The sequence below is a fragment of the Calothrix sp. CBUCES-K 9914 genome (assembly GCF_059640475.1).
In genome coordinates this window covers 1-15021 of sequence record NZ_JBXXZH010000231.1, presented here as the reverse complement: position 1 = coordinate 15021, position 15021 = coordinate 1, and the positions used below count along the sequence as shown (strand labels likewise).

The following is a 15021-nucleotide window of genomic DNA, read 5'->3' as shown; positions in this document are numbered from 1 at the left end:
GGTGAATACTTGTTTTGCTAATTCACAGAAAAATTGTACTGTTTTTGAACTAGCAAATGTAATTACATCTACGGTTCCACTTTGTAGTGCCAATTCTGCTGAAGGGGGGATGCTCGAAGGACAGCATGACTGATACGCACTAACTTCGATGACTTCTGCACCCTTTGCACCCAATTCTTTAACCAAGACTTCACGTCCACCGCTTTCTACGCGCGGAAATAAAATCTTTTTATTTGTAAGTTCTTCTGGAAAATTTTCAATTAGCGAGTCAGCAACGAAATTTGGGGGAATATAATCCGCACGTAATCCATGTTGCGTCAAACATTGAGCGGTTTTTTCTCCGACAACAGCAATTTTTACACCTTGCAATGAACGTGCATCTCCACCTTGGGCGAATAATCTCTCAAAGAAATATTCTACTCCATTAGTGGAAGTCAAGATTAGCCAATCAAAGCTTGATATATTAACTATTGCATTATCTAACCCAGACCAAGAAGAAGGTTGACAAATTTCAAGTGCTGGCATTTCGATAACACTGGCGCCACAGTCAATCAGCATTTGGGCAAATTGACTTGATTGTCCTGCTGCACGTGTTACTAAAATAGTTTTGCCAGCAAGAGGAAGGGTGTGCTGTACTGGTGTAATGAGAGAGATATTGGTAGGCATAAGTGGGTGTGTGCTACTTGCCGCGAGCGTGAGAATCAGTCGGTCTTTATATTGTCTGCTTGGAGATAGTTCCTGAGTTCGACTACTTCACCAATTGTAATTACTGTCGGTGAAAGTGAAATATTAGCTGTGATTTCAAGGATTGTTTCGAGTGTTCCCGTCCAAATTTGCTGTTGGATTGTACCACAATAACGTATCACAGCAATAGGTGTTGCGCGCGATTTTCCATGCTTGATCAAACGATATATTACTTCCGGTAGATTTTTTCCTCCCATCAGCACAACTAATGTTTCAATTCTCGCCAATGCCTCCCAGTTAAGTGCATCTGGTTCATGCGCTGTAAAAACAGCAAAACTTCGACTCAGTACTGGGTCAGTTAATGGAATTCCTGCTAAGGTCGGCGCCGAAGTAGCTGAAGAAAGACCTGGTATAACTTCAAACTCGCAATTAGCTACTTTTAATGCTTCAATTTCAGAAGTACAACGTCCAAAGATAAATGGGTCGCCAGATTTTAGCCGCACAACTTGTTTATCCAACTGACAATATTTTACTAACAAATCGTTAATATCCGTTTGTGGTGTACTTGGCTTTCCTCCACGTTTACCAACATCTAGCTTTAAGCAATCATTAGGCACTAACTCTAATAGCTCCGCATCAACAAGCGCATCATAAATTAGTACCTGTGTACGCTGTAAAATTTTATAAGCTTTTACCGTTAGATATGCCACATCTCCTGGTCCGGCGCCGACAAGATAGACTTTTCCCATTTTGGATGAAAGGATTCTGGATTTTGGATTTTAGGTTATGAATTTAAGTTCAGTATATCTACTAGTGTGGTTCATAAAGTTTTAATTTATAACTTTGAAATGTGTTCCCATTGCCTCGGCTCAATAAAACTACTATCAAGTTTAGATTTATGGCAGTAAATCATAGCTTGGGTGCGTCGCTCAAACATATGTACTTGTGTCTTACCTAACCTATTGATTAAAACAAGTTATAAATTGTCTAAATTGTCTTGACTACGTAAATAACGTAAGCTCAAACTTTACAATCAAACTTGATATTGCTGACTTTCTAAGCGCGCTTGAATCAGGAACAATATTCAATTCAATAGCGAGTTAATACCTAAAGAGTATGTTAGCAAGACAAATCAACTTTTCCATACAGTACAAACGCTGCAAAGTTATAGTGAGAAATAATACTGATAAGAGCTACTTTGTTGCGTATTTTGAAAATAATCAAACTAAAACTGTTGAATATTGCTGGTGTCGTGCCAATCAAGTTTTAAGATTGGGAAGTGAAGTTGATGGATATCTATGTCCTACCGAACATCATGATTTACCTACTCTTATCGTTGGTGAGTGTAAATCAATAATACCTTCTATTAATCGTATTGCACTAATGGGTAAGTAAATTGACAATAGATGAATTTGTTCCCCCCTTCCACGCGGGGGCTAGGGGGAATCAAAATCTTACAAAGCACTAAAAAATCTGTACACCACCTGATTTATAAGCGGAAAGTGCGAGAAAATATTTAAAATTCTAAACGATGTTCTTCACCATCGTCTTCAAAGGTTTGCTCCCCGAAACCTACTACTTTAACAATGATTTTGCGCCTGACTGAGGGTATCCATTTTCCTTGTCTAGGGGTTATTTTTACAATGACTTGTTCTTCTTCAGTAGATACATTTATCTTTGTTGTTGAGAAGATATCTTCTTGATATTCAAAGCTGTTGCCATCATCTTCGTAAAGCGTGTATTCACTATTGCCTGGGAAGATTCGCAGTTGTAGTTCATTTAACGGATGTTCATCAACATACTGCATAACTGGTTGCATGGGAATAACTGCACCTGCGCGCGCGTATAATGGCATTCGCTCTAATGGTGCATGTGCCAAGATGTGGGTGGCGCCTTCTAATTTTTCTCCCGTCCACCAATCGTACCAAGTCCCTGAAGGTAAGTATACAGCGCGATGTTCTATTCCCGGTCGATATATTGGCGCCGCCATTAAGTTAGAACCTAATAATACTTGGTCATAAAGCGTGTAGGTTTTTATGTCGTCGGGATATTCATAAACTAAAGGTCGTAAAATAGGCGCCCCAGTTGTAGCTGCTTCCCAGAATAAGGTGTAAAAGAAAGGTAATAACTGATAGCGCAAATTAATATATTCGCGACAAATATCTTCTACCCTTTCACCAAATACCCACGGTTCATGACGCGCGGTACTCATGGCGGAATGTGCCCGCATTAATGGATACAACATTCCAATTTGCATCCAACGCGCAAACATTTCTGCCGTAGCATTACCCGCAAATCCACCAATATCACATCCAACAAATGCTACTCCCGAAAGCCCCATATTACAAAGCATCGGTAGCGACATTTCTAGATGTTCCCACTGTGACTGATTATCGCCCATCCACACACTAGAGTAACGCTGCACCCCCGCAAACCCTGAACGTGTCAATACAAACGAACGCTCGTTAGGGCGATGTTTAATTAAACCCTCTGCACAAGATGCAGCCATATTCAAACCATAAAGGTTGTGAACTTCTGCGTGAGTCGCGGTATTGTTTTCACCTTGTGGTGCATCTAGAGGAAACCATATATGAACACCACCATCACCGAATGGTCGGTCATTAATTGCTGGTTCGTTCATATCATTCCAAATACCAGCAATGCCTATATCAGTGAGAGATTTATGTAAGTCACTCCACCAATTTCTCACATCCGCACGCAGAAAGTCAGGAAATACAGATTTGTCAGGCCATACATAACCGTGAAATAATGTACCATTTGCTTGACGAACAAAGTAATCGTTTTTAATACCTTCATCAAAAACGTGGTAATTAGCTTCAGGTTCGTATTTTACTCCTGGGTCAATAATAGTTACAGCCTTAAAGCCATTTTCTTTTAAATCACTAATTAGTTTTTCTGGGTTAGCGAAGCGCGCGGGACTCCAAGTAAATACCCGAAAACCTCGCATGTAGTCAATATCAAGGTGAATAACATCACAAGGGATGCGACGAGTTCTAAATTCTTGTGCTAGTACACGTACTATTTCTTCAGACTCATAACTCCATCTACACTGGTGATAGCCAATTGACCATTTTGGCGGTAGCGGCATTCTTCCTGTAAGTTGGGTGTATGTATCGAGAATTTGCGATGGTTTGGGGCCATATATAATGTAATAGTCTAATTCCCCACCGCGCGTTTCCATTTTCCATACACCAGGTTGCTCGGCGCCGATATCAAACTGGCTCCAAAAAGTGGTATTAAAGAAAATACCATATGCAACATGTGGACGCAGCGCCATAAAAAATGGAATCGCATGGTACATTTCATCAGTGAGCGAACCATAATCTAAAGCGTCGGTAGTCCAGTTTGTTTTTACTTCGCTGCGTTTATCGAGTAACCCTGCACGCTCACCAAACCCGTAAAAATGTTCGTCAGCTTCAATACACTTCCATCCCGCAACGGCGCCAAGTCTCCAACCCATATTAGGGGTAGCATCTTGGGCAAATGGGCGCCCTTCTAAATCAAAGCAAGTAATTCTACTTGTTAATTTATCTATATATATATGTATAGATTCTGTTTTTATTTGGACTTCTGTATCTGTATCGTTAACATCAAATGAGAAGGGCGCCCATTCTTCATCAGAGCGTGTTACTGCCCAACTTGGACGCGATGTAAATTCACCATGTGGCGCCAAACGAACTCTAATTAAATTAGGCGCCAGTACCACGATAGAAAACTTAGATGAATCACAGTCAAAAATAATCGTCTTTCCATGTTGTTTCCAAGCTTTGACTTCATCAATTTTTGTCCAAGGTTGGTCTGTTGTAGGCAGTTTACCAAAATATTGCGGCATAAGAAGAGTGCTGAGTGCTGAGTGCTGAGTGTTGAGTGCTGAGTGCTGAGTGCTGAGTGCTGAGTGCTGAGTGTTGAGTGCTGAGTGTTGAGTGCTGAGTGTTGAGTGCTAAGTTTTATTTTCGGTTAATTGCTTTGTTCTTGATACCACAATTAAATTATCAAATTCGATACCTCTATAGATTGATCTCTTGTAGAACAGGCATCCCTGCCTGTTCATCCCAGGCAATAAATTTAACCATTTTTTTTATTTATCTAAGTAATAATCCTCAAACTATTCTTCTAGCCTTTTATTATACTGTTAGATAAATATCTAGCTAACCGCTGTATATAGGCACATTTCTGCATTCAACAGACATTAGTTAAAGTTGGCTGCTCACTTGTTGTGCTGTTGCAATTGTGTATCTTGAGCATCTGTATAAAAGGTAGTGAAACATATTTTTAAATGCTATTGTTACCCATCCAGAGTATTTTTTTGCGTATATATCAATAATCATCATTTCAATAACAGTGCATGAATTAGCACATGGTTTTGCCGCCATTTACCAAGGTGATGACACTCCGCGCGTTACAGGCCATATCACTCTTAACCCTGTAATTCATATGGGTTGGCATTCGATTGTTTTTTTATGTCTAGCAGGTATGGCATGGGGACAAATGCCTGTTACCCCTTCAAAGTTTCGCTCTAGATATGGAGATGTAATAGTTTCTGCTGCTGGACCTTTGTCTAATTTGGCTTTGGCTTTTTTATTTCTTTTCTTTCTGAAAATATCATTAACGCCATCTGCCTCATCTATGTTTAGCCAAAACTTTCTGTTAATGGCAGCTAGGATAAATATAATGCTTTTTTTATTTAATTTATTACCAATCCCGCCGTTAGATGGGTATAGCGTTTTTAAGGAATTATTTCCTGAACTTCGACAGTTAGAATATAACCAAATGGGGCTTTTCTTACTAATGGTAATATTCTTGGTTCCCGGATTTAGCGGGTTTTTAGGTACGATAGATGACCAGATAATTACCTTAATAATTTGATGTTTTTATAATAAACCGCAAAGGTCACAAAGGTCGCAAAGGAAGAGAGAGGGTTTTTATCTACCAGTTACTATGAACTTCAAAAAGAATATATCAATAGTGATTGCTGGCTTCTGCTTTATTTGGACTATGTATTTTTTATTGAGCCAGTTTAGAGAAATCAATTTTAATTCGATATTTGTACATTTCAGATTTGACAGTAATCTATCTGCTGTTTCAAGTTCTAGTGTGAGTTTATGCTTGATTAACCAGCGCTCTCATGCATTAAAGTTGGTTGATTTAATCTTAAAGGTTGCCGTTATTTCTTATCTTGGCGTAGGAACACTCAACTATTCGCCAAGATTTGAACGCTATCTCGAATTAGTACCGAAGAACTCACAATTTATTTATTTGATGATTATTACTGTAATATTTTTATTAATAATGGATAGTCTCTTTCCTACTTCCAGGCATAATTATAACTGTTGATCCCCCCAACCCCCCGCGTGGAAGGGGGCTAAGAATCTTGGTTTTTGTGAAAATAGAGAACTAAAAATCTTGTTCCCCCCTTCCACGCCTACCGTGTACACACATCTTTAAATAACCCCCTTTTTTCCCCTATGCAGTGTCCTTCGTGTCTTTGTGGTTTATTCTTTTAAGGAACCACAAAGGCACAAAGAACACGAAGAAAGAGAAGAAAAGTAACTTGGATAGACTTGTGTGTACACCGTAGCCTTCCACGCGGGGGCTAGGGGGGATCAAAATTGTGTACACTGTACCTTTATATATATTTTCATATGTATAACCTAAGCAGTGTAATTGTATTATTACTGAGTTTTACCGGATTGTTTTTAAGTGCTTGGATATTGATCCCCGCTCCCACAATGCCACTATTAATATTATCAGTCGGCGCCCGTGAAGTATGTCCGTGGTTGCTCATCGGTAATATTATTACGTTAATTACAGCATGGTTTTTGCTTCGTGACTCAAAAAGGCGCCGGAGTGCTTTAATTGCGAGTTTGTTAGGACTGTTCATTTGTGGATGGGAGCTTGCAAGCATTGCACCAGCACAAGCACAAATGGAAAGCGAGTTTCAACAACAATTAGGTAAAGATTATTTAAATAAAATTTCTGTTGAAGCAAAAGCCAATTTACGAAGTACTCCTTTTGCGTTCGCAGATTCATTCTTAGGTATTTCCCTTGGTAAAACTCGTCATCTAGAAGATGTAACTTTTACTACACCTGCTGGAATCGATTTAAGTATGGAAATCTATCAACCAGAGCGAAAAGGTATTTATCCAGCACTTGTAGTTATTTATGGTGGTGCATGGAGAGGTGGCAGTCCTAAATCTTATCTAGAATTTAACCAATATATAGCAGCGCGCGGATATACTGTGTTTGCTATTAGCTATCGCCATGCACCACGCTATCGTTTCCCTATACAGTTAGAAGATGTGCAAGCGAGTTTGAATTTTATTCGTCAAAACGCGGCAAAATATGAAGCTGATGCCGAGCGTATAGTATTATTCGGACGTTCAGCAGGCGCCCACCTAGCAATGTTAGCGGCATACAACAGTAATACATTACCAGTTCTTGGAGTCATTAGCTATTACGGCCCAGTAAATCTGACAGAAGGATATAATAACCCTCCACGTCCAGACCCAATTAATACGCGCGTCGTATTAACAGATTTTCTTGGAGGTGTACCGCAGAAGCTACCGAAACAGTATCAAGTGGCTTCACCTATAAATTATGTTAATAAGAAGGTGGTGCCGACTTTACTTATATATGGCAGTCAAGACCACATTGTGGAAGCTAAATATGGAAGGCAAATATATCAAGGTTTACGAAAAGAAGGTAATACGGCAGTTTTATTAGAAATTCCTTGGGCAGAACATGGATTTGATGCTGTTTTTAACGGAGTAAGCAACCAGTTGGCTTTATATTATACTGAAAGGTTTTTAGCTTGGGCTGTGAAAATTGGCAACGGATTATAAACTAATATTTTAAACTCGCCAAAATTAATGACAAGTGAGATAGGCGCCGACAACAGCAATCGCAATTTTATCAGTCATTTAAAATCCTTATGCCTAATAAACAAAATTCCGCTGACAATTATTTCTTAAAATTAGGAGGTAAACGACAGGAGATAATCAATAACTACTGATGTTCCCTCTACATCTTGAGGCGGATACATAATTTAAAGAATTTGTTCTACTGCTTTTAACGGGCAGGATGCCCGTTCCACTTCCACAAAGAGTGTTAATTAAAGTTGATTTAATTAATTATAGGTAAGATGATTTGTGATGCTGGATTAGTATGATTAATTACTGTTAGGGTAATGATTTCGGCATTTATTAACCTTTGTTTACTAATTTCTTCACCTGTTCCGGCGTTCATTGTGTAGGCAGGGAAGCAAGCTGCACTTATACTTAATCTTAACGCTTTACCTTCAGATATCCGCGCGCAAGTTGGCTGTAAGTTAATTTTTCTAACTTGAAGGTTAGTTCCATCTTGGCATTTTAAATAACCTTGCGTAATGTTATATACACGTCCATCTGGATAAACTTCAGAAAGTACTGCACACAAATCAAAACTGGGTTTATCGGCAACACAATATATTTCAACTATTACATCACCTATAATATTCAAATCCTCTGTCAAAGTTTCAGTTGTATAAGTCAAAACATCGGCACGACAATCTATGTACGACCTATCAAACATACCTGCTGGAATTCCTGCATGACCTCCTAATGATGGTACAGGGCGCCAGGGGTCATGAACAATAATATCATTTTGAATTTTGGATTTTGGATTTGTCTTTCCTGCGGAACACTGCGTGAACGACAATGAATGGATTAAAGTACCATCGTCTTCTTGAATGCTGGCGAGTTCGTTACTAGACAAAAAGTATGATTTACTCTGTGATGAAGGGAAGCTAGAGAAATTTTGCCAGATGTTACTCCCCATTTCAAATAACCAAACTGAAGGCAAGTTTAGTAAACCTGTATCTTCACCTTTTAAATATTGGTCGAACCATGCTATCTGCATTTTATCTACTGGACTAATCGCATTTACACCAAAGTCTACGGCGCCTACTTTTCGTCCCCAAGGAATATGTGCCCACGGTCCAATTAATAACTGCTGACGGTGTTGACTGCGCGCGACAATATCTTTATATAAATTTAACGTTCCACGTAAATAAGTATCAAACCATCCACCAATATGAAACATTGGTATATCAACATCTTGGAGATAAGTTTTGGGTGAAAGTTCTTGCCAGTAGGCATCTGATTCAAAGCGTGTTACCCAATCATGATAATAAGAATCTACGGCGTAAAATTTTAAAACTTCTGGATAATTAGGAATTGCATCGTGTAAAGGTAAGTTACGTGCGGCACTTGATAAGGCTTGGTAAGCACGTTCTACTTTTTCTAAACGTGACGTTTCTACAGCTAGTTGAAGTGCCCAAGCAAGATTAGTTTGTAAACAAAAGGCGCCGCCTTCATATGCCCAATCATTGTATAAATCATAACCAATCATTGCTGGACAAATTGCTTTGAGGGCAGACGGTTTTGTGGCTGCTGCATACAATTGCGTCATTCCTTGATAGGAAAACCCATACATACCAAGGTTCCCATTGCTACCTGGTAAATTAGCTGCCCAGTTGACAGAATCTTCACCGTCATTAATTTCATGGGCAAATAACTTAAACTTACCCTCAGAAGTACCCCGTCCTCTTACATCTTGAATAACTACAATGTAACCATGTGCTGCGTACCAACTGGGATGAGCGTAAACAACTGTCGATGCAATAGCACGTCCGTAAGGTTGACGCATTAGAAGTACAGGAAATTTACCATCTACATCTGGACGGTAAATATCAGCATCAAGACGAACTCCATCGCGCGTGTAGGTGCAAATTGTCTGCTTTGAACTAACAGGTAGCATAATACAGGGAGGGTGAGAAAAATACACACTCCCACTTTCCCACACTCCCTTTACCCCTTCCCAATTTGATTTTGCCCAATTTGATTTTGTAACTGTCTTAGTGTTTGATACATATCGGGTAGTCGCTTTAAAATTGCTGAGACTTTCAAAAAGTGTTTGTACGGCATTGCTGGATTACCACAAACTGTTTCACCAGCAGCTATATCACCGTGAATTCCGGCTTTTGCTGCTGCTACGGCGCCGTCACCAATTTTGACTTCGTTGGCAATTCCTGTTTGTCCTGCTAAAATTACGCGGTTGCCGATTTGTACACCACCAGCAATTCCTGTTTGTCCTGCTACCGCGCAGCCAAAACCAATTTTACAGCCGTGACCTATTTGTACTAAGTTGTCAATTATAGTACTCTTACCTATGCGGGTTTCACCGACGGCGGGACGGTCAATTGCTGAATTACAACCGACTTCGACGTTATCTTCTAAAATAGTACATCCTGATTGTTCCATTTTGAACCAGCCTGTTGCCGTCGGTACATACCCAAATCCCTCGGCGCCTATGACTACACCACTATGAATTACACAATTAGCACCAATTTGAGAACGTTCATGGATGGTGCAGTTCGCATGTAGTACTGTATTATTACCAATTGTGACATCAGGATATATAACGACGTTGGGATGAATACACACTTCGTCGGCTATTTCTACATTTGCCTGAATTACTACATGGGCAGCAATGTGGACATTACTGCCAATTTTTGCCGTCGGGTCAATTACCGCACTTGGGTGTATCGAGGCTTGTGGGCGCCAAGCTTGATAGAATAATTTTATTGTTTGGGCAAACATTAATCGCGGTTCGCGCGCGGCTATCCAAACTATCCCACGTGATAATGCCTCTGCTTGTAATGTTTCATCCTGCGGCAAAATTAAGGCACTCGCCTGAGTTTTACCTACCATTGCAGCAAATTTGGCACCTTCGATATAACTAATGTTACCGCTAATTGCCTCAGTTATCGCAGCAACCCCTCTAATTTCAGGATTATGGTCTTTGTTCGAGGTCAAACTGTTCGTAACGGCGCTATCACCGAGTTTTTCTATAATTTCGTTGAATTTCATAAGCTATGGATTTTTTATTCCTGGTTAAGACTTAATACTGGTAGTTTTGGCTATCTGCCGCACTGCAACAAGTTAGTTATATATATTAGTAATGAAATAACGTTTATTTCTAGACCATTATCTAACCAACTAGGTTCCAATAATGATCTGCATATAAGTACCACAGCACAAAATTTATAATAACTCAAGAAAAAATTAACATATGCCAGTTCATGTATATTGGGGTGAAGATGACTTTGCCTTGGAAAAAGCCGTTGTGGATTTGCGCGACAAAATCCTCGACCCACTGTGGACTAGTTTTAACTACACAGTCTTGACTCCAGAACAACCGGGAGCAATTATTGAAGGCCTCAACGAAGCAATGACACCACCTTTTGGTATGGGTAGTCGCTTGGTATGGCTCGTTAATACTACTATTTGCACACAGTGCCCTGATAATGTTTTGGCTGAAGTGGAGCGAACATTAGCTGTTATTCCTGAAACTTCCTATTTGTTGTTAACTTTTCCTAACAAACCTGATGAACGTTTGAAATCGACAAAATTACTGAAGCAATTTGCTACCTTCAAATCATTTGCACTTATTCCTTGGTGGGACGATAAAGCACTCGTAAGGGCTGTAGAAGAAGCGGCTCGTCATGTCGGAGTAAAAATTACAGCCAATGCAGCATCCCTGCTTGCTTCATCTGTAGGTAACGATACACGACTCTTATATAATGAATTAGAGAAAATACGGCTTTATTCTCTAGGTAGCAACAAACCACAAGATGAAGATGTTGTGTTGTCTTTAGTTAGAAATACAACTCAAAATAGCCTGCAACTAGCTGCATCAATTAGAACAGGAGACACAGCAAAAGCTTTGACTTTAGTTAGTGAAATGCTTGCTGCTTCTGAACCTAGTTTGAAGATTGTGGCTACACTAATCGGTCAATTCCGTACCTGGTTATGGGTCAAAATGATGCTCTCTAGCGGTGAACGAAATCAACAAGACATTGCTAAAGCGTGTGAAGTTGGTAATCCAAAGCGGATTTATATTTTACAACAAGAAGTAAAATCACTTTCGCTGCCTCGACTAATTTCTACTTTACCGTTACTTCTTGAACTAGAAGTCAGTTTAAAACAAGGCGCCGCAGAGTTACCGACACTCCAGACTAAAGTCATTGAACTTTGTCGAGTGTGTCAAGTTACTTAAACAAATTGATTGACTTTATTTTTATATAGGTATCTGTGGAACTTCTGGTTCATAAAATTATTCATTGTGATTAACACATACGTACTGTAGTTTTTTTCTTACATAATCATGTTGAAATTACACTATCCCTTATTGAAACCGCAACGCACTCGAATCCTATGTCAGTCTTTAGTTATAAGTAGCTTTACTGCAGCAGCTCTCTTTTTTGGTACATTTATATCTGGTTCTAAAGCATACGCTCAAAACCCACCTATCACCGCTACAGAAATAGTTAATTACGCAAAATCTGTCTTAGCAATGGAAAAACCCAGACGGGAAGCACTTGATGGAATAACGAAAATTGTTGGAGGTAAAGTTCCCCAAATTGTTTGTAACGACCCTAATAGTTTTAATGCGCTTCCAGGGAATGCAAAAAATATTGCAATTGATTATTGTAATCGCTCGCAAAAAATTGTTGAGGAGAATGGTTTAAGTATTGACCGCTTTAATGAGATGACGATGCAGCTACAAAAAAATGAAGGTTTACAGAAACAAATTTATAACCAGTTAATTATTGAGCAAAAGAAAAATGGTTCCGACTAGTACAACAAATCAAAAGGTAAAAGAAATAAAGTTTATTTTACAGGCTTTATGGCTGTTCTTAATAGTAGCTTTATTTCTGCTAACCTATTGTACTAGTATATTAAATGTTCATTGAAATCAAATATTTATTCATATCTTGTTATTAAGATATGGAAAAAATCTTAGTAATAATCTACCCATCTTTATTACCAGGGTATTGTTTCGATACGTTTCTATACCTATTTGCCTTCTGACTTCGATGGCGCCATTTATCAGGCGCCTATCTACATATCTATATATTATGTTTTCTGATTGTCTGACTTGAAGCGACCCGAAAAGAATTCACGCTTTTGTAAATGCTTTGTATTACGTCCGGTTACACGTTCGCGCCACATCCGGAAGCTTGAAGCTTTCATCTCACGACGCATCAGCTCAATCACTTGCTTTTCCTTTAAACCAAATTGTACCTCTATCGCTTCAAAAGGGGTTCTGTCTTCCCATGCCATTTCAACTACACGGTCTACAGTTTCACTATCTAGTTCGGGTATAATCATGTGTCAAAAGTGATAAATTAGTTAATTTATGTAACGCTTTACCTCAATTGTAGCAAATTTGTGGATAGGCGCCTCTCTCTATCGTCTCTGTGACGGGCGTAGTAAAAAGCATAGTTATAGTACTATTTTACCATATAGACGCGATTCGTAGAGACGCGATTAATCGCGTCTCTACACAGAGGGAGGAGATAAGACAATTATCCGAAAAGTAAATTTGCAGTGCTGTATTGATAATTATACGTAGGTAGACTTAATAACCTAGATTGATTGAAATTAAATCAATCTTGCACAATATTACTTTTATAAATGGGATAAATTGAGATGATAGCCATAACTGAGAAAAGCGTTAAAGAATATACAATTAAACAGCAAAAGCCTACCAAAACTGCTTTGGACAACAGTTTTTGGCAAACTATTTTAGACGGGTTACAAGATAGTATTTTACTTTTTACCGAGTTTGGAGAGCTAATTCATGCAAATTCAAATGCGTATAGCATTTATCACAAAATATCACAGAATAGTGAAAACGCTAAATCACTTCTATCTTTGATACAAAATTTATCTCAATCTTTGATTGAATATAACTTATACTCTGAAAATAATGTAATCGTTTCAGATGAAATAGTACTAAATAATTTTGAAGTGTTCCGTGTGCGAGTGCGGTGCTTAAACTTAAATAACAGTAATGGACGATATTTACTGGTAACTATTGAGAATCGCTACGAGTCTATCAAAAATGTTGCTCTCGCTGAAGCTAAAAAATACGAGCTAACGCAGCGAGAAGCTGAAATTTGGTGTCTCTACCGTGCAAACTCAAGTTACAAGCAAATTGCCGAGCATCTTTACATAAGTTTAAATACGGTCAAGAAGCACATGAAGAATATTCATGCTAAACGACAAGCATCTGACTTTTGAGGTATGCTTTCAAAAATTCTTTCCAAAACTTCTTTTCAAAACTTAAAAAATATATGAGTAAATGCGCTCCTTGACCTACGGACGAAAAACAAAAATAATTAACTCTCTACAACGTCTCAAACTCAATATAAATAAGGGTTATTGCATTTATAGCGAGAGTATGCAACAAATTGTAAAGGTAAAGAAAAATAACTTCTTTAACTATTCATCTAAGGTAGTGTTAATCTAACAATAGAAGCTAAAAAAAGAAGCTTCCCTGACAGATAAAGGCGCGATTCGGTTAGGAGTTGAAAGAGGTAAAAACGCTGTTGAATACACATCTGTCTCGTCTGAACAACAACACCCACTTTGATAGGTGATATTTCCTCAATATAGCAAAACAGGGGGCGCTGTTGCTGGCTTCCAATCACGCAAGCGTTCAAGCAGTGATTTATTCAGCACATCCCTGGCTAGAAGAAGCGTAGTAGAGGAAAGATTACATCAGGTCAATGCTGGGTGTTGTTGTTTTAGTAGAAATTGGCTTTCTTTGTTAATATCTTATAATAATAAAAACAACAATTTTGGGTAGAAACCCGGTTTCTTATGTCGATTATTGCTCTTCGGGCGTGGTATCAGCAAGATTATGAGCCAATTTCAGAGTTGGAAAGACGCGCGCCAGATATTCGCCTGAGCAAAAAGAGCTTGTTAAAATCTGGGTTACGCGCTGATTTTTTAGACGATATAGAGGATGTCAGAAAGTCAACCTGGTTTGGTCGCTATCTCCAAGGTGAGAATATTGAGTTTTATATCGAAGGTAGCGGTGGTTATGCAGTTGCGAACATAGATTTAATCAGTCACGAGATTTATTTTACCAAGCAAGCGCTACTGTCACAGTTGGAGCCAGTCATTTTTTTGTGTCATCAAACCGAGTACCCAACTGCAAGTGAAGCTTTACGCGAGTCTTTGCAACAAAGTTTGGAAAAATTAAATAAAACGTCCCGCGTTCCTTTGACTTTAGCAGAGTCTTACCGCTCCAAAGATGCTCCTATACGTATTAATCGCACTATGATGCGAAAAATTCGCAAAAGTTTACTATTTATTGCCGATATTACTCCTATTGCTCGCTTTGATGGTGAGGCGCCCGTCTTAATTCCTAGCCCCAATGTTAGCGTGGAAATTGGTTATGCAATAACTTCAAAGCGAACTGAGC

General features: G+C 38.9%; 11 protein-coding genes and 1 pseudogene. 7 read left to right on the top strand and 5 right to left on the bottom strand.

Annotation, left to right across the window (positions count from 1 at the left end):
• Window positions 1-1433 (bottom strand): annotated as a pseudogene (gene cobA / locus AC2JBO_RS34790) (uroporphyrinogen-III C-methyltransferase); the annotation flags it as partial.
• Window positions 1434-1854: 421 nt separating this feature from the next.
• On the opposite strand from cobA, the gene AC2JBO_RS34785 reads away from it, so the two are divergent.
• On the top strand, window positions 1855-2079 hold the full coding sequence (locus AC2JBO_RS34785) for a hypothetical protein (RefSeq protein WP_496958205.1): 225 nt from the start codon (window positions 1855-1857) through the stop codon (window positions 2077-2079).
• A gap of 121 nt (window positions 2080-2200) precedes the next feature.
• Here the strand turns inward: AC2JBO_RS34785 and AC2JBO_RS34780 are convergent, their stop codons facing one another.
• Window positions 2201-4537, bottom strand: a complete 2337-nt coding sequence (locus AC2JBO_RS34780) for a glycoside hydrolase family 31 protein (RefSeq protein WP_496958204.1) — start codon at window positions 4535-4537, stop codon at window positions 2201-2203.
• Window positions 4538-4971: 434 nt separating this feature from the next.
• Here AC2JBO_RS34780 and AC2JBO_RS34775 point away from each other — a divergent pair, with 434 nt between their 5' ends.
• Together AC2JBO_RS34775 and AC2JBO_RS34770 are read left to right on the top strand one after the other, a co-directional pair.
• Window positions 4972-5571 carry a site-2 protease family protein gene (locus AC2JBO_RS34775; RefSeq protein ID WP_496958207.1) on the top strand — a complete coding sequence of 200 codons (600 nt, stop codon included), beginning with the start codon at window positions 4972-4974 and terminating at the stop codon, window positions 5569-5571.
• Window positions 5572-6434: 863 nt separating this feature from the next.
• Complete coding sequence (locus AC2JBO_RS34770) at window positions 6435-7547, top strand: alpha/beta hydrolase fold domain-containing protein (RefSeq protein WP_496958203.1); 1113 nt, start codon at window positions 6435-6437, stop codon at window positions 7545-7547.
• A 280-nt stretch (window positions 7548-7827) separates the two neighbouring features.
• Here AC2JBO_RS34770 and AC2JBO_RS34765 read toward each other — a convergent pair whose 3' ends face one another.
• Both AC2JBO_RS34765 and lpxD read right to left on the bottom strand, forming a co-directional pair.
• Window positions 7828-9501 (bottom strand): CocE/NonD family hydrolase, encoded by a 1674-nt coding sequence (locus tag AC2JBO_RS34765; protein ID WP_496958206.1) that lies wholly within the window; start codon window positions 9499-9501, stop codon window positions 7828-7830.
• Between the two features lie 50 nt (window positions 9502-9551).
• Window positions 9552-10613: a UDP-3-O-(3-hydroxymyristoyl)glucosamine N-acyltransferase gene (lpxD, locus tag AC2JBO_RS34760; RefSeq protein ID WP_496958202.1), complete on the bottom strand. Its 1062-nt coding sequence runs from the start codon at window positions 10611-10613 to the stop codon at window positions 9552-9554.
• A 202-nt stretch (window positions 10614-10815) separates the two neighbouring features.
• On the opposite strand from lpxD, the gene holA reads away from it, so the two are divergent.
• On the top strand, window positions 10816-11802 hold the full coding sequence (gene holA / locus AC2JBO_RS34755) for a DNA polymerase III subunit delta (RefSeq protein ID WP_496958201.1): 987 nt from the start codon (window positions 10816-10818) through the stop codon (window positions 11800-11802).
• 108 nt (window positions 11803-11910) lie between these two features.
• Window positions 11911-12384 (top strand): DUF4168 domain-containing protein, encoded by a 474-nt coding sequence (locus AC2JBO_RS34750; protein ID WP_496958200.1) that lies wholly within the window; start codon window positions 11911-11913, stop codon window positions 12382-12384.
• A 278-nt stretch (window positions 12385-12662) separates the two neighbouring features.
• Here AC2JBO_RS34750 and AC2JBO_RS34745 read toward each other — a convergent pair whose 3' ends face one another.
• Window positions 12663-12917 (bottom strand): TIGR03643 family protein, encoded by a 255-nt coding sequence (locus AC2JBO_RS34745; protein WP_496958199.1) that lies wholly within the window; start codon window positions 12915-12917, stop codon window positions 12663-12665.
• 321 nt (window positions 12918-13238) lie between these two features.
• Here AC2JBO_RS34745 and AC2JBO_RS34740 point away from each other — a divergent pair, with 321 nt between their 5' ends.
• Window positions 13239-13832 carry a helix-turn-helix transcriptional regulator gene (locus AC2JBO_RS34740; protein ID WP_496958198.1) on the top strand — a complete coding sequence of 198 codons (594 nt, stop codon included), beginning with the start codon at window positions 13239-13241 and terminating at the stop codon, window positions 13830-13832.
• Between the two features lie 582 nt (window positions 13833-14414).
• Window positions 14415-15021, top strand: a 607-nt coding sequence (locus tag AC2JBO_RS34735) for a hypothetical protein (protein ID WP_496958197.1), incomplete at its 3' end; no start/stop codon positions are given.

Bases quoted from the DNA above. Each gene is read 5' to 3' on its own strand.
- lpxD (WP_496958202.1), bottom strand. From the start codon at position 10,613: ATGAAATTCAACGAAATTATAGAAAAACTCGGTGATAGCGCCGTTACG.
- AC2JBO_RS34770 (WP_496958203.1), top strand. From the start codon at position 6,435: ATGCCACTATTAATATTATCAGTCGGCGCCCGTGAAGTATGTCCGTGG.
- AC2JBO_RS34765 (WP_496958206.1), bottom strand. From the start codon at position 9,501: ATGCTACCTGTTAGTTCAAAGCAGACAATTTGCACCTACACGCGCGAT.
- holA (WP_496958201.1), top strand. From the start codon at position 10,816: ATGCCAGTTCATGTATATTGGGGTGAAGATGACTTTGCCTTGGAAAAA.
- AC2JBO_RS34750 (WP_496958200.1), top strand. From the start codon at position 11,911: ATGTTGAAATTACACTATCCCTTATTGAAACCGCAACGCACTCGAATC.
- AC2JBO_RS34780 (WP_496958204.1), bottom strand. From the start codon at position 4,537: ATGCCGCAATATTTTGGTAAACTGCCTACAACAGACCAACCTTGGACA.
- AC2JBO_RS34740 (WP_496958198.1), top strand. From the start codon at position 13,239: ATGATAGCCATAACTGAGAAAAGCGTTAAAGAATATACAATTAAACAG.
- AC2JBO_RS34745 (WP_496958199.1), bottom strand. From the start codon at position 12,917: ATGATTATACCCGAACTAGATAGTGAAACTGTAGACCGTGTAGTTGAA.